The organism is Cohnella sp. 56, from assembly GCF_037963805.1.
Taxonomy (GTDB): Bacteria; Bacillota; Bacilli; order Paenibacillales; family Paenibacillaceae; genus Cohnella.
Genome location: NZ_JAZDQE010000018.1, coordinates 1 through 23,062 on the forward strand (window position 1 = coordinate 1; position 23,062 = coordinate 23,062).

Genomic DNA, 23,062 nt, shown 5'->3' on the forward strand with positions numbered 1-23,062 from the left:
AACGGATCCCGCCACGAACGCCGAATATGAATGCCTACATTGAATCGTTTCACAGCATACTTGAGCTGAAGCTGTTTCGCATTCACGAATTCACGACGCTCGAGGAAGCTTATGAAGCACTCGACCGGTTCATGGACTTTTACAACAACCGCAAGATGCACGGCAGCTTAAAGTACATGCCGCCAACAGCATTTTGGGCGTGGGTCAAGACGTTGGAAGATGCTTCGGCTTTCTACCGAACAGTGTAATCCCACGAAATAACGAGCTATGGTGCGAGATTGGTATCATTGTGGGGCATGACTCCAATTTTAGGGGGCCTAGCCGCTTTTGCGAGGTGACAGCCAGGATCCTTCCAAACGCGGCGCTACCATGCACTTTTGCAGGGTAACTTCATCGTTATCATGCTAAGCACCATCTCGTCGCAGCTTGCGCGATCTGACCTCACTACCTACAAGCGAGAAAACCACCGCTGCAGGAGCGATGAGGGAGCTGAAGTGTGCTGTAAGCGAGAAATGCGCGGCTACAGGAGGGATCGCCCGCTGTAAGCGAGAAAAACACCGTTACAGGAGCGATGAGGGAGCTGAAGTGTGCTGTAAGCGAGAAATGCGCGGCTACAGGAGGGATCGCCCGCTGTAAGCGAGAAAAACACCGTTACAGGAGCGATGAGGGAGCTGGAGTGTGCTGCAAGCGAGAAATGCGCGGCTACAGGAGGGATCGCCCGCTGTAAGCGAGAAAAACACCGCTGCAGGAGCGATGAGGGAGCTGAAGTGTGCTGTAAGCGAGAAATGCGCGGCTACAGGAGGGATCGCCCGCTGTAAGCGAGAAAAACACCGTTACAGGATCGATGAGGGAGCTGGAGTGTGCTGCAAGCGAGAAATGCGCGGCTACAGGAGGAGGATCGTGCTGTAAGCAAGAAAAGCAACGCTACAGGAGAGACGAGGGAGCTGGATTGTGCTGCAAGCGAAACGAAACAACCGTCAGGGGCGATTTCCTCCTGACGGTTTCTTTTTATCGCAGCTTTTCCGCATCGTTTCGACCGTCATCCGGACCGTCCGCTCTCCCGCCTATGACCGGGCACACAAGAAAGATATGACCTCGATGACAAAAGCGATGACGGCTGCTCACTATCGGCGGCCGCCGTCTCGGCTTACGCTAGATAGTATAAATGACGAGGAGAAGGAGTCTGATCAGACATGTCTGCAGCAGCTAACCGAACTATCAGCAATCCGCAAATCGGTGATACCGTAACTTTCCTGACGACGGCGCAGGAATCAGGAGGCGCCTACGAGTGGGTGGAGGTGCGGCTCAAGCCGGGCGGCGGCACGCCGTTGCACTATCATACGACGTTCGAGGAGGAGTTCGAGGCGGTGAGCGGTATGCTGTCGCTCGACTGCGACGACAAGACGATCCAGCTCGTGCCGGGGCAGAAGGCGGTAGCGCCGACCGGCTCGAAGCACCGGTTCTACAATGCAGGGAAGGCGGAGATCGTCTTCCGCGTGAAGATTGTGCCGGCACGCAGCTTCGAGAAGTTCCTGAGAATGCAGTACGGCCTGGCGCGCGACGGCAGGACCGGCGCGAACAGCATGCCGAAGAGTCCGCTTGAGCTGGCCGTCGTGATCGCGATGGGCGAGAGCCTGCTGATCGGCCCGCCGGTCTGGTTCCAGAAGGGGATGTTCGGCTTGCTGTACCGGATCGCCAAGTGGCGCGGCGTAGAGCGGCGTTTGATGAACCTGTATTGTCCGGAGACGGGAGACGGATGGAGCAAGGAGGAGCGTCGTGCGGGAATATCGTCGTAATCGGAGCAGCTTGAAGTCGGCCGCTGCCGGCCGCGGCAGGAAGCCGGGTCGCGGATTCAAGAAGGGTCTGATCGGGCTGCTGGCGGCGACGCTGCTGACAGGCGGATTGGGACAGGCCGTCGTGGCGGACAGCGCCCCGGCCGGCAGCGATGTCCGATCGCCGCTGGCCGCGCTGCTGGAGCAGCTTGTCGGAGAGGGACTCGGAGGCGACACAGAGTCGTCGGTGGCAGACGGCGTCTACGGTGAGGAGCAAGGGCTGCTCTCGATTGCCAATGCCGTTTACGGCCTGCCGGTCAAGATCAGCGCCGCGCCGGGAGGCGCAGCGGGCACGGGCGACAGCAAGTCGGCGTCCGTGAGCGGCGACGGCAGGTTCGTCGCATTCGCATCCGCATCGACGAACCTGATCGAAGGGGATACGAACGGCAAGCAGGATATTTTCCTGCGCGACAGGGTGGCCGGGACAACGAAGCGGATCAGTCTCGGTACGGGCGGCGCGCAGGCCGACGGCGACAGCTACGCGCCGTATGTCAGCTTCGACGGCAATTACGTGCTGTTCACCTCCAAGGCCAAAAACCTCATTGCAAACGATGCGAACGGGAATGAAGATCTGTTCCTCTACGATGCGATGAGCGGCACGGTCGAGCGGGCTGCCGAATTCGTTCCGGGCTCGGAGTTCGCGGGTACGGGCAGCTCCTACCAGATCAGTGCGGACGGCCGCTATGTCGCCTATGCGGGCAAGCCAAGCAGCTCGGGCAACTGCGATATCTGGCTGCTCGACCGCCGGACGAAAAAAACGACGCTGATCACGAGGCAGAGCTACATCTACGAGACGACACGATCGCGCCTGTCCATCAGCGCGGACGGCCGCTATGTCGCCTTTGATTCTTACTCCCGGGATATCGTGCCGGACGACACCGGCAGCGTGTTCAGTGGTACCAAGTACCGCGATGTGTACCTGTACGATACCGCGCTCGGCGAGATGAAAAAAATCAGCCGCGCGCCGGACGGGAAGACGGGCAACGCGAGCAGCCAATATCCGGTCGTCAGTGCGGACGGCCGTTATGTGGCTTATAAATCCGCGGCGAACAATATCGTACCGGGTGCCACGGGAGCGGCATGGAAAATTTATGTGTATGACCGGATTGCCGGCACGACCGAGCTGGCAAGCGTCGGCAGCGACGGCAAGCAGGGGACGGCAGACGCCGAAGAGACGTCGATCAGCGCGGACGGACGCTATGTGGCTTTCCAGACCGCTGATGCCTATGACCCTGCCGATACCGGACAAAAGGACATTTATGTACGCGATCGGCTCAAGGGCGAGACGCGCTGGGCGGCCCGTCCGGCCGGCGGCGGCAGCGCGGATGCGGCCGTCGTCAAGGCGACGATCAGTGCGGACGGCGGCACACTAGTCTTCGAGTCGGCTGCGAAAAATCTGGAGCAGGCTGTCGAAGCGGACACGGCAAGCGATGTGTATGCCGTCGCGCTGGACGCCGCTCCGACAACCGAGACGCCGGCATGGCCGGAAGGGGCGTCCGTGACGACGCAGCCCGGCGCGGCATATGTCGCGGTGAGCTGGCCGGCGGTGCCCGGCGCGTCCTACTACAAGGTGCTGCAGGACGATCGGCTGGCCGCGATCGTGACGGGCACCTCCTATGCGGCCGACGGCCTCGCGGCCGGCACGGCGCATCGGTACCGCGTGGCGGCGGGCAGCGCGGACTATCGCTGGTCGAGCTGGTCGGCGGAAGTCGCGGCTACGACGCTTGGCACACCCGAGACGACTCCGCCGCAGGCTGCGGCGATCGGCGTGACGCCATTGTCCGGCGGTGTCATGGTCTCATGGCCTTCGTCGGCAGATCCGGATGTCACAGGCACGAAGCTGCTATGGCGCAAGCTCGGCGGCAGCGTACATGAGTCGGCGCTCTATCCGGTGAGCGTAAACAGCGCGATCGTGCCGAATCTGGAGAACGGCCAATTCTACGAACTCGCCGCCGCCTTCATTGATGGGGACGGCAACCGCGCCTTGAGCGAATGGACTCGCGTCAAGCTGCCGGTCGGCTCTGCGCTGGTGCGGATGGATGTGCGCATGTCGGACGGCAAGCCATCTGGCAGCGACAATGCCGGCATCTCCGATATTAGCGGCGACGGCCGCTACACGCTGTTCCTCTCGGATGCAGCGGATCTGGTCGAGGGAGACAGCAACGGCAAAACGGATCTGTTCCTGTATGATGCCGAGCTTGGTTCGCTGCAGCTCGTCAGCCGCACGCCTTCGGGGCAGGCGGGCAACGGGGAGACGTTCGGAGGCAGCATGAGCGACGACGGCAGGTTGATCGTCTTCTACTCCTACGCTGCGAATCTGACCGGAGACGCGGATACGAACGGAGAGCGCGACGTCTTCCTGTACGACAGGGATACCGATCGCAACGGCGTGTTCGACGAGCCGGGTTCGACCTCCATGACGAGGATCAGCACGCCCTGGAACGGCGGCCAGTCGAATGACTTCAGCGGAGACCCGCATATAAGCGGCGACGGTCGGGTCGTATTCTTTATTACGTATGCAAAAAATATGGTGCAGCACCCGCCGGAGGGATACAGATATTATAGCGTCATGTACAATTCGGAAACGGGTGAACTGGCGCCTGTCCTGATGCCGGATGGAACTTATCTGGATGAGGGCATAGTGCTGAACCGGGACGGGAGCGTCCTCGCCTTCAGCACGACCAATTCGCATTCGGAAGACGATAGCGATAGCGCAAGCGATATTTACTTGTTCGACAGAGTTAACAGTCAACTCGTATGGGTGACGGCCGGCATCCAAAATAAATTTTCGCTCGGCTACGTCGACATCGACGGCGGCGGCCGATATGTCACATACAGCATGGCCAGGAGAAATGAAAGCTACTTCGCCTATGTCTACGATCGGGAGGCCCCGGCGGGAACCGAACCTGAACCTGTCGGCATTCCCGAAGGCGCAGGAGACAAGTCGCCGCGCGCCGCCACCGGGCATGCGATCAGCGCGGACGGCCGCTACGTACTGTTCTCGTCAGGCGAGAAGGGGCTTGTGCCCGGAGACAACGATACGATCACGAATCTCTTCGTGAGGGATCGCACGGCGCATACGACTTCGATGGTCAGCCTCCCTTATGACGCCTCGCTGCCGATCACGAGCACTTCATACTACGGCATGATCAGTGCGGACGGCTCCCGAATCGCCTATAGGTCGACCATGATGAATATGGTGCGCGGCAGTGAGCGCTCCAAGATGGGCGTATATTTGCAGAAGGTCGCACTGGCCGCGCCGGCGGCGACATGGCCTGCCGGCAGCACGCTGTCGGCCTCCGATGTCGGCAAGAACAGCGTGAAGCTGACGTGGACCGCCGCTGCGAATGCGACGGGAGGCTATCGCGTGGAGGGCGGCCCGGTCCCGATCGATGTGCCGGCCGGGACGCTTGAGACCGTCGTGACCGGACTTGCGCCGGATACGCGCTACACGTTCAGCGCGCAGGCGGCTTCGGGCAGCGGCCAGTGGACGACGAACGGCCCGACGACCGAGGTGCGCACGTCGGCCGGCCAGGGTCTGGCCGATCTGACGCTGACCTCGCAGGGTGCGAAGGTGAAGCTGACCTGGGGCGATCCTGCGCCGGGGACGGGGACGATCGCCGCCTTCCGCGTGCTGCGCAAGACGGGCACGGAAGACTGGACGCCGCTGACGACGATCGCCGATGCGGCCGCACGCAGCTATACGGACGAGACGGCTCTGGCCGGCAAGACCTACACCTATGTCGTCCGCAGCGTGGACGGCAGCCAGCAGGAGGCGGCATATTCCGTCGAGAAGAGCATCGTTGCGGGCAGCTTCGCGATCGCTTCCTTCTCCTATGGTCTCGCGCAATATTTGCGTCAGTATGCCGGACACGGCGATACGGCGCAGCTCACGCTGCGGGGACCGGCGGGCGCGTCGGCGCAGGCGGTGCTCGCCTACGAGGACGTCGACGGCGTATCCAGGACGGTGGAGACAGCGTTGACCGAGCGGGGTGAGGCGGGTCTCTACAAGGGAGAATTCGTCGTACCGGACGATGCCCGCCAACTGGTGTCGTTAAAAGGAACGGTGACGCGGGACGGCGATGCTGCCACAGCCGAAGCGCTGCGCGCGCCGGTCTTGGTCGGAGGCACGGTCAGCGTCACGTTGAGCGGCAAGGCTTCGATACCGGAGGACGCGGTGCTGAGCATTACCAGCCAGCAGGCGCGCGCGTATCAGTCCGTCATAGTGGGCTCGCGCAAGACGGTGGAGCTGAAGGGCTTGCCCGCGGCCGCCGACTACAAGCTGAGCCTGCTCGGAGCCGGCGGCCGCGACTTGCTCGAAGAGTCGCGATTGCCCGATGTCGATGTCGTCGCGGGAGGCAGACAGACGATCAGCGCCCAAGCGCTGCTGCCCGCTTCTCTGGCCATCAACATATTGAACCCGAACTGGAGAGGCAAGGGCAACAAGATCACGGTCACCGACGAAGCGGGCAATCTTCTGGGCGCGGGATATTCGGTGCCGAACGGCAGGTTCAATCTGCCCGCCTTCAAAAAGATGATCGGCCAGCGGATTCATATCCGGATCGAGCCCGAGGATGGCAGCTATGAGCCGATCGAGCAGACCGTGACGCTGGCCGGCGGGGCCAACACGGCGGAGATCACGCTGATCCGGCGGGCGGACGCGAAGCTTGAGGGCACGGTCACAGCCCCGCAAGGCCAGCCGGTCGCGGGCGCGACAGTGAAGGCGGTATTCGAGGGCCAGACGTACAAGGCTGTCACGGACAGCGAAGGCAAGTATACGCTGGGCGTACCGCCGGGGTACATGTACGTTCAGGCGTTTGCAGGAGGCTCCTTTGGCTCCGATGTGAAATACCTGACGACGGTTCAGGGAACACAGACGGTCGACATCGTTTACAGGCAACGCATCCCGGCCCAGATTAACATCAAGCTGTACACCAAATCTGGCGACGGCGAGTGGGTCGGTCCGTACGATCTCGACTGGCGCGAGATGACACACTACCATATCTACAGCTCTGCCCGCAGCTATGGCAGCGGCAATCCGCTCTCTGTGGAGGCGGAGGCCGGACAGACGGTGAAGATCTGCGCGGACGGCGCCGAAGCGGGCTACAAGTCGGTCTGCGGCACGACTGTCATCGGCGCCGACCGCAAAGGCGAAGTCGATCTGCGAATGATCGACAAGGGCACGCAGGCCGTCGGCAGTCTGGACGGCATTCAGGGCAACGCCGCGCTTTATGCGATTGAGAACGGCGGCGCGACCCGCAAGTATATCAGAAGCTTCTTTATGAGCAAGGGAGACTTCAAGATCAAAGTGCCCGACGCGGGCGTGTATGAGCTGGTGCTCACGAGCAACATCGACAAAAATGTCCTGATCCGGACGTTCCAGCTCGCGGAGGGCGAAGTTCTGAATCTGGGCAAGCTGGCATTCGGCGAGCAGGGAAGGTTCGCCGGACAATCGGGCAATGCGGTGCTGCTCGGCACGAATCGCCCGGCACCCGGCTCGGCTCTGCAAGTGCGCGTGCAGTATACGAATACGAGCCGCGACGCATTGACGGACGGCGCGATCGTACTGGATATTCCATCGGGCGCTGCGCTCGTACCCGGCAGCGTCGTGTGGAAGGGACAGACGGTGACGCCGGGGCAGAACAACGGGCGCTACGTCGTCACGGTCGGTGCGATCGGCGCGAATGTGTCCGGCACGCTGCAATATCAATTGCGCATGGCCGAGACGCCTGGCACAGATCGGCTGGCTATCGCTCCGCATATTGTTTATCAAGTGCAGGGGCAGTCGAAGGAAGAGGAGATCGGCGTCGCACTGGCCGATATCGCGGCAGTGACGATAATCGCGCCTGACCGGACGGGATACCGCAAATTCATGGTGACCGGTACGGCGCCGGCAGGCAGTGCGGTCAGCGTGTATGCGGGAGACCGTATCGTCGCGGCTGCGCAGGCTTCTCCTGCCGGGCGCTGGTCTGCGAACGTCGACATGGAGGGCGAAGGCAAGACGGCCGTCTGGCAGATGTACGCCTCGGCCCGGACGGACAGCGGCTCCTGGGACAGCGGACAGACGACCGTCCGCTACGATGTCAACGTCGCCGAGCCGATCGAATTCACGATGAGCCAGCCGGACGGCCGCACGATCACGATCGATCCCCGCGAGGGAGTAGCGAAGTTCCCTTACGTGCTCGCACCGGGATGGCCGTTCTATCTGACCGTGAAGTTCAATCATCCGGACCTGGTCAGCGGCGTTTCCTTTACAGTCGGAGGCACCCGCTTCCCGGCCAGTCTGAAGGACAGCGTCTATCAGGCGATTACCGACAGCCAGGCTGTCGGTTCGATCGGCATCGACTATACGCCGAAGGAGCCCGCGGACAGCCTGAAGGAAGCGCCGCCTTCGGTAGAAGAACTCAAGACGCAGATGCCGCCTGCCTTCCGGGATGCGGTGCAGGACAGTCTCTACGTATCGCCCCGCGAGGGAGGAGACCGCAAGCAGTCGATGACCTTCAAGGGCACGCTGCCTTCGGCCAAGGGCGATGCGAGCATGTCGCTGGACGCTTCGCTGGAGCGAACGACCTATACGCCGTCCAGCTCCGATCTGACACAGGTCGAGGAGACGGGCGTTCCGGTGTACGGCTTGCAGGTCGCAGAGTCGTTCGACAGAGGCCAGCTCAAGTATGAATTGAAAGGATACTTGCCCGCAGACGAGTTCGCCTCGGGGCTGGATATCGGCAAGGCGCTGGCTTATATGAGCGCTGGCGGAGATATCGACTTGTACAACGATATCGCATCGTCCGTCAAGACCAAGTCCGCACCGGTCAAGACGTTGAACGCCGCACTCGCCGCCGTGAAGGTGACTGTCAAGCTGGCGTTCGAATCCAAGGCCGGCGAGAACACGTGGAAGGCGATCGACTCCGCCTACACGCTGTATGATGGCCGGGGGACGGGAGACGCGTACGCCGATCTGGCGTACATCAGGGACAAAATCGAAAGGTACTGTCCGCCGAATCTCATCCCCGTCGAGATGGCGTACGTCGATGTGCTGAGCAAAAAGATTGTGCGCAACGAATTGATTAAATACGGTATCTCGCTTGCCGGATTTTTTGCAGGTCCGACGACGTTCGGTGTCGGCACGGTCGCGCTCTTCCTCGCCAGCAATGCGTTCGGCAAGCTGCTGGACGCCAGCCTTGCGGGTCAGATGAAGCGGTTCAGCGACGACATCGACGACATTTGCAACGTGCCGAAAAAGCCGCAGAAGCCGCTCGCCGATCCCGAGTGGATCTACGATCCGAGCGGTTATGTGTACGAGGTGACGGAGGACAACCGAATCGAAGGCGTCAAGGCGACGGCGATGCGCTGGAATGCAGAGACCAAGCGCTGGGACGTCTGGGATGCCGACTGGTACGGGCAGGAGAACCCGCTCTACACGGACGCCGACGGGCGCTACGCCTGGGATGTGCCGGAGGGCAAGTGGAAGGTTCTCTATGAAAAGGAGGGCTATCTGCCTGCCGAGAGCGAGGAGCTGACGGTACTGCCGCCGCACTTCGACGTTAACATTCCGATGATATCGACGCTGCCGGCGAAGCCGGTCCACGTCGAGGCCGCGCCCGGAGGGACGGCGGTCGACATCGTATTCGACCGTCATGTGAACGGCGACACCGTATCGGGCAGCCTGCTTGCCGTCATCGATCCGGCGACGCAGGAGGACATTGCCGGTACATGGGCGCCTGTCGAGCCGCTGGCCGACGGGAGCTCGAAGCGCATCCGCTTCACGCCGGCCGCTCCGCTCACGATCGGCGGCACGTACCTCGTCTATGTGGACGGCGCCGTGCAGAGCTATGCGGGCATCCCGCTGGGCGAACGCTATGAGACCGAAGTGCTCGTGACGGAGCATGATACGACGCCGCCGGCGGCCGTCACGGAGCTGAAGGCCGAAGCAGATCAAGATGAGGCGCTGGTCACCTGGAAGTCCGCGCGCGACTCGGACGCTATGCGATTCGAGGTCGTGTACAAAGCCCGCGGCGCTGCGGGAGACGGCACGTCGATCGAGGTGCCGGCAGATCGCAGGTTTGCGCTCATTCAGGGACTTGCCGCCAATGCGGCGTACGAGATTGAAGTCCGCGCCTACGATGCGGCGGGCAACTACAGCACAGCCAAGACGAGCACGGATACGGCGGGCATTCAGCCCGCGGCTGCGGACATCGCGCCGCCGGGGCCTGTCGTCGTCGGAGACATCGCGACGGGAGCTGCGCAGGCAACGATCGCCTGGACGGACCCGTCGGACGACGACCTGTTCGCCATCAAGCTGCAGTGGGCGAAGTCCGGCGACGAATTCGTCGCCGAGCCGGCAACCGTCCTCAAGGGCGTCGGCAAATATACGATTACGGGTCTGAAGCCGTCCACCGAATATGAGGTGCGGATCTGGACGGTCGATATCGCAGGCAATGCCTCCTCGCAGCCATCGCTGTTCGTCACGACGAAGGCGGCGGACGGCAATCCCGGCGGCAATCCGGGCAACCCCGGCAATAAGCCGGGCGGCAACGGAGGCCAGACCGATCCTGACAGCGAGAGCGGGGATATCGGCGCGGACGGCGGCGAGCTGTCGTTCTTCGGCGGCAAGCTGAAGCTGTGGCTGCCGGGCGCAGGCGGCGCTGCGGGTGCGGCCAAAAAGGCTACGGCGGCGAAGCTGACCGGTGTGTCCGCTCCGTCGGATGCGCATCTGAAGCTGGTGTCGGATACGTATGAGTGGAAGCTGGACGCGGGCGGCAAATTGACGAAGCCCGGCAAGCTCGCGATCGCGTACGACGCATCGAAGCTGGCCGGCGCGGATATCCGCAAGCTGGGACTGTACCGCCAGGATGCGTCCGACAAGACGAAGTGGACGTATGTCGGCGGCGTCGTGGATGCCAAGACCGGCGCGGTCACGGTCGAAGTGACGGAGCCTGGCGTGTATGCGGTGTTCATCGCCGAGTATACGTTCAGCGATCTGGCGAATCACTGGAGCCGCGCCGATGTGGAGGCGCTGGCTGCGCGGTATATTGTGACCGGCGATCCGACCGGTACGTTCCGTCCCAACGGCAGCGTGACGCGGGCCGAGTTCGTGAAGCTGCTGCTGCCGCTGCTCGCGGGCGGCGACGGTCCGGGAATGTCAGGATCGGCATTCTCCGATGTGGCCCCGGACGCCTGGTACGCCGAGGCCATCGGCATCGCGGCCGCGGCAGGCATCGTGCAGGGCGCGGGCGGCAGGTACAGGCCGGCCGACCCGATCACGCGCGAGGAGATGGCGGTCATGCTGTACCGGGCACAGGGAATCGTCAAGGACGATCTCGATCCAGGCAAGCTGCTCGGCGAGTTCCGCGACGGCACCGACGTATCGGGCTGGGCCCGCATGCAGGTCGCATACGCAATCAAGAGCGGCGTGCTCAAGGGTGCAGGCGGCAAGCTGAATCCCGGCGCCACCGCCACGCGCGCCGCAGCCGCGACCGTCGTGCTGCGCACGCTGGACGCGCTCGGCACAATTACGAAGAAGCCATAACGATCGGCACAGAGCCTCGGCTATCATCGGCCGGGGCTCTTGGCGCGCGCGGGCAGGCATGGGTGTTCGCGCAGCAGGGGCGTTAGGAGTACGGAGTCGGATTTGATAAAATAATCAAATAACGACGACCGCTGCAAGGAGACGAACATGAAGCTCGGATTCGACATTGACGACACGCTGATTCGCCTACGGGAACACGCTTTTCATTTATACAACAAGAAGTTGGACAGACGGATCGATATCGCGCGACTGCACGAGCTGGACTGCATCCCGATCCATGATGCCTTCGGCATGACGCTGGAGGAGGGGCGGCGGATGTGGAGCGAGCTTCGCGAGGAGATTTACTTCGGCGATTGTCCGCCGTACGAGGGCGCGGTCGTGGTGCTGCGGGAGCTGGACCGTCGGGGACACGAGATCTACTACATCACCGCCAGAGGGCAGGCTCATTGCGAGCGGACGCTGGCATGGCTGACGGCAGCCGGGTTCCCCGTCCGTCCGGGCAGATTCTACTGCGGCATGGGCGATGTGGACAAGATTCACGTGATCCGGGAGCTGGCGCTCGACTATTACTTCGACGACAAGCCTGCGGTGCTGCATACGCTGGCAGAGCTGGCGATGCAGGTATACGTGCGCGACCAGCCCTACAACCGGCATCTGGACATGCCCCGCATTCATTCATGGGACGAACTGCTCGCGCTGCTGAATATTGATGCGATTAATTAACATGAGCCGCACAGGACAAGGAGCCGGACGATGTCTCAATTTTATCGGGCGCTGGACGAATTGAACGCATTAATTTACGGGCCTAATCGTCTGACGCCAAGAGAGGTTCGCGAAGAGGTCCACAATTCTGCCTACGGCGCCGGCGTATTCCGGCTGAACGCAAGATCGGTCAGATTCCGAGTGGCCAAGATCACGCCGAACAAGCTCGGACAGTTTGCAGCCATTTGGGAGAAGGACGGGCACGGGAACAATGCTCCCTTCTCGCAAGACACCGCCGCCGACCTGCTGGTCATCCATACATATGATGACGAGCGGCATTATTGCGGGCAATTCGTCTTCCCGAAGGATGTGCTCGCGGCGCAAAATGTGATTAGAACAGTCGCTTCAGACGGGAAGATGGCGCTGCGAGTATATCCGGAATGGGATAAGCCGGTCAGCAAACAAGCCGTCTCGACGCAGCGGTGGCAGTTGCCTTACTTCGTGCGCCTGCATGACCGCGACGAGCGGCAAATGCAGCGGCTGCTGGAGCTGTACTCCGATTAGCCGGCGCGGGTCGGCAAGTGAATTTGCTGGCAAGTCGGCGGAGCATCGCCAATGATCGACGAGGGCCGCGCGCTGCAAGCGAGAAAAGCAACGTTACTGAAGTGATGACGGGATGGCGCCATGCTGTAAGCGAGAAACGCGCGGCTGCAGGAAGCAGCGCCCGCTGTAGGCGAGAAAATTAACGTTACTGAAGTGACGAAGGCGGCGAAGCGTGCTGCAAGCGAAATGAGACAACCGCCGGGGGATTTCCCTCGGCGGTTTTTGTTATGCAGATCGTGCCGGGTCGTGCACCGAGATATGACTCCGCTCGACATGTACAAAAAAATGTTAAGAGATTTTTCAGCTTAATCCGATAATATGTCTGATCATGTCGATATATTAAAGGGAAAAATAGGAAGGGGACGGACGAACAATTGTTTACATTGTCCAATTCTACTAGAGGTGCATTCATGCGGAAAAATCAATTGTATCGTCTGTTTATTCTTGTAATGGTGCTGACGCTGGGGTGGTCGCTTGCCAATCCCGGACCAGCGGCGCATGCTGGGGTTGCAAATTATGATTGGCAGAATGTGAGCGACCAATCGATGACCAGCGATCTGCGCGGGCTCGTGTATGCCGAAGACAAATCGCTGTTCGTAGCAGTCGGGGCTGAAGGCGCTATCTTGACTTCGTCCGACGGAATGAGCTGGGCGAAGCAAATCGTAGACACGCAGGAGCGGCTGAATGCGGTCGCTTACGGCGACGGCTACTTGATCGCTGTCGGCGAGAATGGCGTGGCCGCCTATTCGCAGGATGGTTCTAACTGGGCGGTGGGTACGATCGGTCCGGACGCGACGAACGATGATTCCTATTCGCTCAACGGGATCGCTTATGGCGACGGGCAGTTTGTCGTGGTTGGCGCTGCCAACAATGAGGAGGGCAATGGACTGATCTATAGTCTTGATGCTCAGGAATTGAAAGCGAAGCTGCCAGCCGATGATACGGCTTGGGCGGATTGTACGATGGATAATACTCTTCCAATTTATAATGTCAAATTCAATGAAGGTTACTTCCAAGCCGTAGGCATGATGACCAGTTTTTATTCACTGGATGGACTAAATTGGGACGTCGACTTCCTTGGCGTTGATAACTTTTATGATGCAATTCATTTATCCGATACGAATCAATCATTATATCTGTCGACAACATCCGACGATACAGAAGCAGATGAGACTGCACATGCTGTTCAACTGATCAGTCATGACACCTTCTCCGGAGATGTTCAAGCTGTGTCTACAGGCTTGTACAGTTTGGCATACGGCAATGGAACATACATCGCCGTGGGCGAAAACGGCAGATATTCGAGGTTCCATCTGGCCCAGGATGAGGATGGCCAATACGTATTCGTTGAGCCAGAAATGACCCAACGCAAGGAGCCTGGCGTCGATTCGACACTCCGCAGCGTCGTCTTCGGCGGGGGCCGATTCGTCGCCGTCGGAGACGGCGGCACGATTCTTGCTTACAAATCCGAGGAGCTGCGCGGCCTGTCGTTGACCGCAGGCGCGGCCGGGGGAACGACCAAGCTGGATTCGCTTCCCGAGGGCAGCTTCAAGTATGCGATTGGGGAAGCCGGCAGCAGAGTTCGGCCCACTTATGGCGATTCGTCGCAGGGCTATATGCCGTTGACTGCGGGTCTCGATCTGTCGGTCACGGCAGGGCAGCATTTGTACATCGTACAGGTCGACAAAAACGGGCTAGTTGTCGGCTGGGCCGATCTGACGATTCAGGAAGACGACATCCAGCCGGCGGGTACGGAACAGCCGGTGCCTGCAACCGGCCTGAACGTCACAGCGAGCGATCCGAGCGGTGCAGCGAACGACGGGAAGACGAAGTTGACGGTGAGCGAGCAAGTGTCGGAAGGGTACACGCTCGTCTATAAGAACTTCGGCAGCGGCGATGTGCAGGTGCCGAATGTGGGAGAGAAGCTGACCGGCTCCAGCGAGCTGCCGGAGAGCGGGCTCGTACCAGCCGCGAACGGCGACAAGATCGGCGTAGCCGAAGTGGATGCGGACGGCAATGCGAAGCGCTTCGGCCAGACGACCGCGGTCGTGGTGGCTGAACCGTCTGAGCCGGTCGGCATTTACAACCAGGACGGCATCGGGTACAGCGGCACAATCTCGCCGAACCCTATTGGGCCCGTAGTGTCTATGACGGGCTACAACAATTGGCCCAGCGATCTGAATCGGGGGAGCATTGCTTTTGCCGGCGGCGTATTCGACGGCCAGAGCATATGGATGATCCCTTATTCCGCCGACAGCGTCGTGAAGATCGACAAAGACAGCGGTGCGATGACCGGATACAAAAACTGGCCCGCCGGAATTACGAAAACCCAGGGCGTCGCGTTTTCGAGCGGCGTGTTCGACGGCCAATCCATCTGGATGATTCCCTACGCCGCGTCGAGTGTGGTGAAGATCGACAAGGATACGGGAGAGATGACGGGTTATAGCGGTTGGCCGGAGGGCGTCTCGACGGCAGGAACCGCCTTCGTAGGCGGCGTTTATGACGGACGTTATATTTGGATGATCCCGTATGCGGTTGACAGAGTCGTAAGGCTGGACACCCGGACGGGTACGATGACTGGCTATAGCAACTGGCCGCTGGATTTTAATAAAAGCGGCAGCACCTTCACAGGCGGCGTGTTCGATGGGCGCAATATCTGGATGATCCCATCAGGTGCCGATCGGGTGATCAAACTCGACACGGTAACGGGAGCGATGACGGGTTACAGCAACTGGCCTGACGGGTTTGCCAAAGAATCCCCTTTATTCGCAGGCGGCATTTTCGACGGTCTGAATCTCTGGATGATCCCGACCAATGCGGATCAGATCGTGAAGCTGAACACTGTTACGGGAGAGATGACGGGTTATTCCAACTGGCCGCAGGGATTCTCCAAGCATGGAAAGTATTTTTACGGAGGAGCCTTTGACGGAAGAAATATTTGGATGGTGCCTTTCAACCCGCCCTCCGACCGTGTGATCAGGTTCGATACCATTACGGGGGATATGACCGGCTATACGAACTTCCCGGACGGATTTTCGAAAGGATTAACTCCCTTTAGAGGCGGCGTGTTCGACGGCGAGAATGTGTGGATGATTCCTTATGCTGCGGATCGTGTCGTTAAATTAGGGAACCCGGTCTTTAAGCTGACCTACACAGCGGGCGCAAACGGCTCGATTGAAGGCAGCGCTGCGCAATCGGTCAAGATCGGACAATCCGGCACTGCCGTCACAGCGAAGGCGAACAGCGGCTATCACTTCGCCGGCTGGAGCGACGGAGGTACGGAGGCGACCCGTACAGATTCGAACATACTGGTGGATCTGAACGTGACGGCAACATTTGAAGCCGATGAGCCGCCGGCACCGGTGCCTGCCACCGGCCTGAACGTCACAGCGAGCGATCCGAGCGGCGCGGCGAACGACGGGAAGACGAAGCTGACGGTTAGCGAGAAGGTGTCGGAAGGGTACAAGCTCGTCTATAGGAACTTCGGCAGCGGCAACGTGGAGGTGCCGAATGTAGGCGAGAAGCTGACCGGCTACAGCGAGCTGCCGGAGAGCGGGCTCGTAGCGGCCGCGAACGGCGACAAGATCGCCGTCGCCGAAGTGGATGCGGACGGCAAGGCCCAGCGCTTCGGCCAGACGACGGCGGTTGTCGTGGCTGAACCGCCGGCGCCACCGGTGCCTGCAACCGGCCTGAACGTGACGGCGAGCGATCCGAGCGGCGCAACGAACGACGGGAAGACGAAGCTGACGGTTGCCGAGAAGGTGTCGGACGGGTACAAGCTGGTCTATAGGAACTTCGGCGGCGGCAACGTGGAGGTGCCGAATGTAGGCGAGAAGCTGACCGGCTACAGCGAGCTGCCGGAGAGCGGGCTCGTGACCGCTGCGAACGGCGACAAGATCGCCGTCGCCGAAGTGGATGCGGACGGCAAGGCCACGCGCTTCGGCCAGACGACGGCGGTGGTCGTGGCTGAGCCGCCGGCACCGGTGCCGGACTCGCCGGTGACTTCGACGCCATCTGGCGACGACGTAGAAGTACTCGTCAATGGCAAGGCCGAGAGCGCCGGCAGAGCGACGACTACGATGATCGGCGGCGTGAAGACGACGGTCGTCGCAGTGGATCCGGCCAAGCTTCTGGCGAAGCTGGAGGCTGCGGGCAATCATACGGTCGTGACGATCCCGGTCAAGTCGGATGCCAACGTCATCATCGGGGAGCTCGACGGCCGGATGGTCAAGAACATGGAAGACAAGGCCGCCGTCATCGAGATCAAGACGGACAACGCTACCTATACGCTGCCTGCCGGACAAATTAACATCGATGCGATATCGAGGCAATTGGGCGTTGCGGTCAAGCTGGAGGATATCAAAGTACGCATCACGATCGCCAAAGCTTCCGCCGCCGCGACGCAGTTGCTGGACAATGCGGCTGCCGCCGGCGGGTTCAAGATTGCTGTGCCGCCGCTCGACTTCACGGTGACGGGCGTCTATGGCGACAAGACGATCGACGTATCGAATTTCAACGCCTATGTCGAGCGCACGGTGGCGCTGCCCGACGGCATCGACCCGGGCAAGATCACGACCGGCATCGTCATCGATTCCGACGGCACTGTGCGCCATGTACCGACCAAGATCGTCGAGGAGAGCGGCAAGTATTACGCCAAGATCAACAGCCTGACGAACAGTACGTACGCAGTCGTCTGGCACCCGCTGATCTTCGCAGACATGAACACGCACTGGGCGAAGGACATCGTGAACGACATGGGCTCGCGCCTCATCGTTCAAGGGGTGAATGAGACGACGTTCAACCCGAACGCGGATATGACGCGCGCGGAATTCGCGGCGATCGTCGTACGCGGACTCGGTCTGAAGCCGGGCGAGGGGACGAGCTCTTACTCGGATGTCGCGCCGGATGCCTGGTATGCGAGCGCCGTCTCGACGGCGTCCGCCTACGGTCTCGTATCGGGCTTCGCGGACGGCACGTACCGCCCAAGCGACAAGATCACCCGCGAGCAGGCGATGACAATCGTCGCCAAGGCGATGAAGCTGACGGGACTCTCGGAAAAAACGGGAGCCGCGGACACGTCCTTGGTCTCGTCCTTCACGGATGGTGCAAGCGCAGGCGGATGGGCGAAGGACGCCATCGCCGCCGCGGTCAAGGCGGGTCTCGTGACCGGCCGCGAAGGCGGCAGGCTGCTGCCCAAAGCGAACGTATCGCGGGCCGAAGTGGCGGCATTGATCCAGCGTTTGCTGCAGAAGTCGGATCTGATCTGACCGATAGAAAAAGAAGCCGTTCCCGCGCAGTGCGGGGACGGCTTCTTCGAGCTGTTGACGTTGCTCCGACTTCGTTAATCAATGCTGGGCCGCGTACGCCTCCGACTCCAGCGCCGGATCGAAGCGCTCCTTGCTCATGAGCAGAACCGCTGCCAGCGCCAGCACGGCGGGGACGAGACTCCACATGAACGTCGCCGAGATCGAGGAGGATAGGCCCTCCGTCACCTTGGCGAGCAATTCGTGAGGAATTCGGGCGCGGGCCGCAGGCTCCATAAGCGCATGCGGGTCGCTTAGATCGAGAGCGCCTGCGCCGCCGCCGTCGGCCATGGCGTCCGCCAGCTTGCGCGTCATCGCGTGGCTCTGGACGATGCCGAACAGCGTGATGCCGAGCGTCATGCCGAGCGACCGCAGGAAGTTCAAGGTAGAGCTGGCGGAGCCGCGCTTGCTCGCCGGCAAGGCGTGAATGGCGGCATTGCCCAACACGGAGAAGGTGGCGCCGACGCCGAGGCCGACCAGCACCATATACACGGTGACGATCCACCGGGACGTGTCCGCAGTCAGCGTCGTCAGCAGCGCGATGCCCGCGACGAGAATGACGATGTTCGGGATCAGGATCGTGCGGTAAGACAGCTTGTTCAGCAGGCTGCCGCCGAGCGTAGCCGTCACGACCGTCCCGAGCATCATCGGCAGCAGGACCATCCCCGAGTTGGTGGCCGACCCGCCCAGCACGCCCTGCATGTAGATGGGGATATAGACCGAAGCGGTGATGAAGGCGGCACCGCTCAGCATCGCGAGCGCATTGCTCGTGGCGTACAGCTTGCTGCGGAACATCGCGAACGAGATGATCGGCTCCTGCGCACGGCGCTCGGCCCAGACGAACAGCAGCGCGAGCGCGGCCGCTCCGGCGAACAAGCCGACGATCTCCGCGGAGTCCCAAGCGAACGTCTTGCCGCCGCCGAGCTCCATCGCGAACACGAGACAGACGATCGTGCCGACGAGCGTGGCCGCGCCGAGCCAGTCGATGGTCTGGCGGGCATGCTGCGCCGATTCCTTGTAGAAAAAGGCGATCATGGCGAATGCGATCAGTCCGAGCGGCAGATTAATGTAGAACACCCATTGCCAGCTGATATGGTCGGTGATATACGCGCCGAGCAGCGGTCCGAATATGCTCGACAGGCCGAATACTGCGCCGAACAGGCCACCAAGTTTGCCCCTGCTCTCCGGAGGGACGGCGTCGAACATGATGGTGAAGGCGATCGGTACGAGCGCACCGGCTCCAATACCCTGAACGGCACGGTACAGACTGAGCTGCAGGATTGAATCCGCCGTGCCGCACAGTGCCGAGCCGAGCATGAAGCAGATGATGCCGAAGACAAAAAATCGCTTGCGCCCGTACATATCCGACAGCTTGCCGAAGATCGGCATGCCCGCCATTTCCGCGACCATGTAGGCCGACGTCACCCATACGAATTTGTCGAGACCGCCGAGCTCGCCGATGATGGAACCCATGGCCGTCGCGGTGATGGAGTTGTCCATCGAGGCCATCAGGATAGAGAGCAACAGCCCCGCGATTACGATCCCGATGTTTTGTGTTTTTTGCTGCACGTGAATCAGTCCTTTGCATCGAATTGTTTCTGCCGATCGTGCTGTCTGTATTCATCATATGGGATCGTCCTTGACAGCAGTCTGTCAGTATCTCAAGACAGCCGTTTACGCGGAGGACATTTTGTTAGATGATAGAGGGAATGGTTTTGGTTTGTATAAAAAGACAGGGTGGAGAGCGCGCATGAGCTATAAAATCGTATTTTTTGACATTGACGGTACGCTGCTGGATGAGGACAAGCGGGTGCCCGAAGATACGCGACAAGCGATCGCCGAGCTGAAGAAACGCGGGATCGAACCTGTCATCGCGACGGGACGCGCGCCTTATTTTTTCAAATGGCTGCTGGATGAACTCGGCATCGAGTCGTTTGTCAGCCTGAACGGCGGCTACGTCGTGTACAAAGGCAAGGAGCTGTACGACAGGAAAATCCCGATCGGCGACCTTGAAAAGCTCGTCGAGCTGTCCGGGCGTGCGGGTCATCCGCTCGTATTCCAGGGCAAGGCGGCCTACAATACCAACCACGAGAACCATGCCGGCGTCTGGACGGCCGTCGATACGCTCAAGGTCGAGCGTCCGGGCTTCAACGCGGATTACTGGCGGGAGGAAGGAATCTATCAGGTGTTCCTGCACTGTACGGACGGCGAGGAGTCGGCGTATATGCCCGAGCTGCCGGGCCTGCGGTTCATCCGCTGGCATCCGCACGCGCTGGACGTGCTGCCGCATACCGGCTCCAAGGCCGAGGGCATCCAGGCGATGCTGGACACGCTCGGCATCCCGCTCGAGGAAGCGGTCGCCTTCGGCGACGGCTTGAACGACAAGGAGATGCTCGAGGTCGTCGGTCTCGGCATCGCCATGGGCAACAGCTATCCGGAGCTGCTGCCGTATGCGGATTATGTCACCGCCCGCGCGGATGCCGGGGGTATTCGCCAAGGGCTGGTCTATGCAGGTTGTCTGCCGGGACAGCCGGAGGGCGGAGCAGAGGGAGCGCAGGGGCGTCGGGTTGCGGACGCAGACAACGGTATTGCCGCAGAGGCGGCCGAGGGCGAATCCGAAGGGACACCGGACCGGGCGGCACTTGTACCCGAGTCGGGGAGGGCGACCGTATGAGCGCGGACATCCGTTACTGCTCGTCATGCGGCGCCGCGATGGAGACGCGCGATGTCGACGGTACGCCCAGGCGTGCCTGCACCGCTTGCAGCTTCGTGCATTGGGGGAGCTACAGCATCGGCGTAGGCGCGCTGGTGCAGCGGGAGGGCAAGCTGCTGCTCGTGCGCAGGGCGCAGGAGCCCGGCAAGGGCTACTGGACGAACCCCGGCGGCTATGCGGAGCAGCTGGAGCAGATTCAGGAGACCGTGCGGCGCGAGGTGCTGGAGGAGACGGGCATCGATGCCGTCGTCACCGGCGTTGCCGCCCTGCGGGACCAGCCGCGGGCCGTGCACAATCTGTATGTGGCGTTCGCGATGACTTATGCGGGCGGGGAACCCGTACCGGACGGCGTGGAGGTGGACGCGGCAGGGTTTTATTCGCTGGAGGAGATGGCGTCGATGAATGTGGCGCCGTTCACGCGCTGGCTCGTCGACGTCGCGCTGAACGGTGTCTCCGCAGGGCTGTCGGTCGACGAGCATCCGATCGTGCCGCTCGACGGGTACGGCCTATTCAGGTGCTGACGCGCGGCGGGATAGGTGGAGGCGAGCGGCGCGAGTGATGCGATCGCCATCGCCTCTTGTAGTGAAGGCGATGGGCCGGACGCGGGTCGGGCGAGCACCATCGCCTCTTGTAGTGAAGGCGATGGGCCGGATGCGGGTCGCGCGATCGCCATCGCCTCTCGTAGTGGAGGCGATGGGCCGGACGCGGGCTGCGCGATCGCCATCGCCTCTCGTAGTGAAGGCGATGGGCCGGACGCGGGTCGCGCGAGCGCCATCGCCTCTCGTAGTGAAGGCGATGGGCCGGACGCGGGTCGGGCGATCGCCATCGCCTCTTGTAGTGAAGGCGATGGGCCGGATGCGGGCTGCGCGAGCACCATCGCCTCTCGTAGTGAAGGCGATGGGCCGGACGCGGGCTGCGCGATCGCCATCGCCTTTCGTAGTGGAGGCGATGGGCCGGATGCGGTCTGCGCGATCGCCATCGCCTCTCGTAGTGGAGGCGATGGGCCGACGCGGGTTGCGTGAGCGCCATCGCCTCTTGTAGTGAAGGCGATGGGCCGGATGCGGTCTGCGCGAGCGCCATCGCCTCTCGTAGTGGAGGCGATGGGCCGACGCGGCCTGCGCGAGCGCCATCGCCTCTCGTAGTGAAGGCGATGGGCCGGACGCGGGTCGGGCGATCGCCATCGCCTCTCGTAGTGAAGGCGATGGGCCGGACGCGGGTCGTGCGAGCGCCATCGCCTCTCGTAGTGGAGGCGATGGGCCCGAACCGGCCGCCCAGCCACGTCGATCGCCTCTCCACCCGCCCCTTCAGCCTCCGCCGAGCGGGGCGGCGCAGGAGGCGCGCTCGATGAAGGCGCCGTAGATGGACAGCTTGGTCGGATTGCCGCCGTAATCGATCTTGCGGATGAGGAAGTCCACCGCCTCGTAGCCCAGCTGCTCGCGCTGCACCTGCACGGTCGTCAGCGGCGGCTGCGCGGCCGCCGCCTCCTCGATATCGTCGAAGCCCGCTACCGATATGTCGGCAGGCACACGGACGCCCATGTCGGACAGCATGCGCAGCAGGTTGACGGCGATCATGTCGTTGGCGCAGAACCAGGCCGTCGGATACGCCGTCAGCCCGTCCAGCCAGGATCGCAGCTCGGCGGGCTGCGAGTGCAGCGTCGCGAGCGGCGCTTCGGCGGTCAGGCAGCAATCGTCCGGCACCGCCAGCCCCGCTTCGCTCATCGCCTGGCAGTAGCCGAGCCAGCGCTCCATGAAGCTGCGGGTCATGCCGATCGCGCCGATGAACCCGATCCGCCGGTGGCCGAGACCGACGAGATACGATACGATTCGGTACGCTTCCGTCGTATTGGCTGTCACGACGGCATCCAGTCTGAGCGTGTCGTAGTCGTGATCGACGATGACAAGCGGCATGCCCAGGTCCAGCAGATGCTGGACGTAGCTTTCGCGGAATACGCCGACGAGCAGCAGGCCCTCGTACACCGCCTGATGCCACTGCGCCGGCAGTTCCTTTTTCTCCTCCATCCCCTCGCCGACCTCGCAGATGACCGCGCGGCATCCGTTTTCCTTGGCCCGCCTGTCGATTGCCCAGCATATTTCCCGGTAGAAGCCCTGTTCGTATCGAATGTAAGTCGGGATCAGCACGAGCAGATTGCGTGTCCGCCGTCCCTCCGCGTCCGTCCGCGCCCGGTAACCGAGCTGGTTGGCCGTCCCGAATATGCGATCTCGCAGCGAGTCGCTCACGCCGGGCTTGCCGCTGAGGGCCAGGGATACGGCGTTTTTGGAGATGCCGAGCGCGTCGGCGATCTGCTGCATGGATACATGTTTGCCCATCGGATTACCCCGCCTCGCGGTTATAGGTTGCTTTGCTTTACACTGTGAAG

The 23,062-nt window shown here is 61.7% G+C and carries 12 protein-coding genes; 10 read left to right on the forward strand and 2 right to left on the reverse strand.

Features of this window, described 5'->3' with window-relative positions; genetic code table 11:
* From VQ071_RS24395 to VQ071_RS24420, 6 genes are all read left to right on the forward strand, one after another.
* Positions 1-248, forward strand: a 248-nt coding sequence (locus tag VQ071_RS24395) for an integrase core domain-containing protein (protein WP_340516863.1), incomplete at its 5' end; no start/stop codon positions are given.
* Positions 249-1,193: 945 nt separating this feature from the next.
* On the forward strand, positions 1,194-1,796 hold the full coding sequence (locus VQ071_RS24400; RefSeq protein WP_340516864.1) for a cupin domain-containing protein: 603 nt from the start codon (positions 1,194-1,196) through the stop codon (positions 1,794-1,796).
* Positions 1,777-11,361 (forward strand): fibronectin type III domain-containing protein, encoded by a 9,585-nt coding sequence (locus VQ071_RS24405; RefSeq protein ID WP_340516865.1) that lies wholly within the window; start codon positions 1,777-1,779, stop codon positions 11,359-11,361. Before VQ071_RS24400 ends, VQ071_RS24405 begins: the two co-directional genes overlap by 20 nt.
* A gap of 147 nt (positions 11,362-11,508) precedes the next feature.
* Positions 11,509-12,084, forward strand: coding sequence for a 5' nucleotidase, NT5C type (locus tag VQ071_RS24410; protein ID WP_340516866.1), 576 nt, complete (start codon positions 11,509-11,511; stop codon positions 12,082-12,084).
* Positions 12,085-12,114: 30 nt separating this feature from the next.
* Positions 12,115-12,627, forward strand: coding sequence for a MepB family protein (locus VQ071_RS24415; RefSeq protein ID WP_340516867.1), 513 nt, complete (start codon positions 12,115-12,117; stop codon positions 12,625-12,627).
* A 449-nt stretch (positions 12,628-13,076) separates the two neighbouring features.
* Complete coding sequence (locus VQ071_RS24420; protein WP_340516868.1) at positions 13,077-17,933, forward strand: S-layer homology domain-containing protein; 4,857 nt, start codon at positions 13,077-13,079, stop codon at positions 17,931-17,933.
* 78 nt (positions 17,934-18,011) lie between these two features.
* Here the strand turns inward: VQ071_RS24420 and VQ071_RS24425 are convergent, their stop codons facing one another.
* On the reverse strand, positions 18,012-19,538 hold the full coding sequence (locus VQ071_RS24425; RefSeq protein WP_340516869.1) for an MDR family MFS transporter: 1,527 nt from the start codon (positions 19,536-19,538) through the stop codon (positions 18,012-18,014).
* A 181-nt stretch (positions 19,539-19,719) separates the two neighbouring features.
* On the opposite strand from VQ071_RS24425, the gene VQ071_RS24430 reads away from it, so the two are divergent.
* Genes VQ071_RS24430 through VQ071_RS24445 form a run of 4 tightly spaced genes read left to right on the forward strand, consistent with a single transcriptional unit; the run spans position 19,720 to position 22,030 of the window.
* Positions 19,720-20,643 carry a Cof-type HAD-IIB family hydrolase gene (locus VQ071_RS24430; protein WP_340516870.1) on the forward strand — a complete coding sequence of 308 codons (924 nt, stop codon included), beginning with the start codon at positions 19,720-19,722 and terminating at the stop codon, positions 20,641-20,643.
* Entirely contained in the window at positions 20,640-21,203 is a 564-nt protein-coding gene (locus VQ071_RS24435) for an NUDIX hydrolase (protein ID WP_340516871.1), read from the forward strand. The genes VQ071_RS24430 and VQ071_RS24435 overlap by 4 nt, the downstream gene beginning before the upstream one ends.
* A gap of 15 nt (positions 21,204-21,218) precedes the next feature.
* A complete protein-coding gene (locus VQ071_RS24440) occupies positions 21,219-21,704 on the forward strand; it encodes a hypothetical protein (RefSeq protein WP_340516872.1) in 486 nt (161 codons plus the stop codon).
* On the forward strand, positions 21,701-22,030 hold the full coding sequence (locus tag VQ071_RS24445; protein WP_340516873.1) for a hypothetical protein: 330 nt from the start codon (positions 21,701-21,703) through the stop codon (positions 22,028-22,030). The genes VQ071_RS24440 and VQ071_RS24445 overlap by 4 nt, the downstream gene beginning before the upstream one ends.
* On the opposite strand, the gene VQ071_RS24450 is transcribed toward VQ071_RS24445, so the two are convergent.
* Positions 21,987-23,012: a substrate-binding domain-containing protein gene (locus VQ071_RS24450; protein WP_340516874.1), complete on the reverse strand. Its 1,026-nt coding sequence runs from the start codon at positions 23,010-23,012 to the stop codon at positions 21,987-21,989. The genes VQ071_RS24445 and VQ071_RS24450 overlap by 44 nt on opposite strands.
* Between the last annotated feature and the right edge of the window lie 50 nt (positions 23,013-23,062).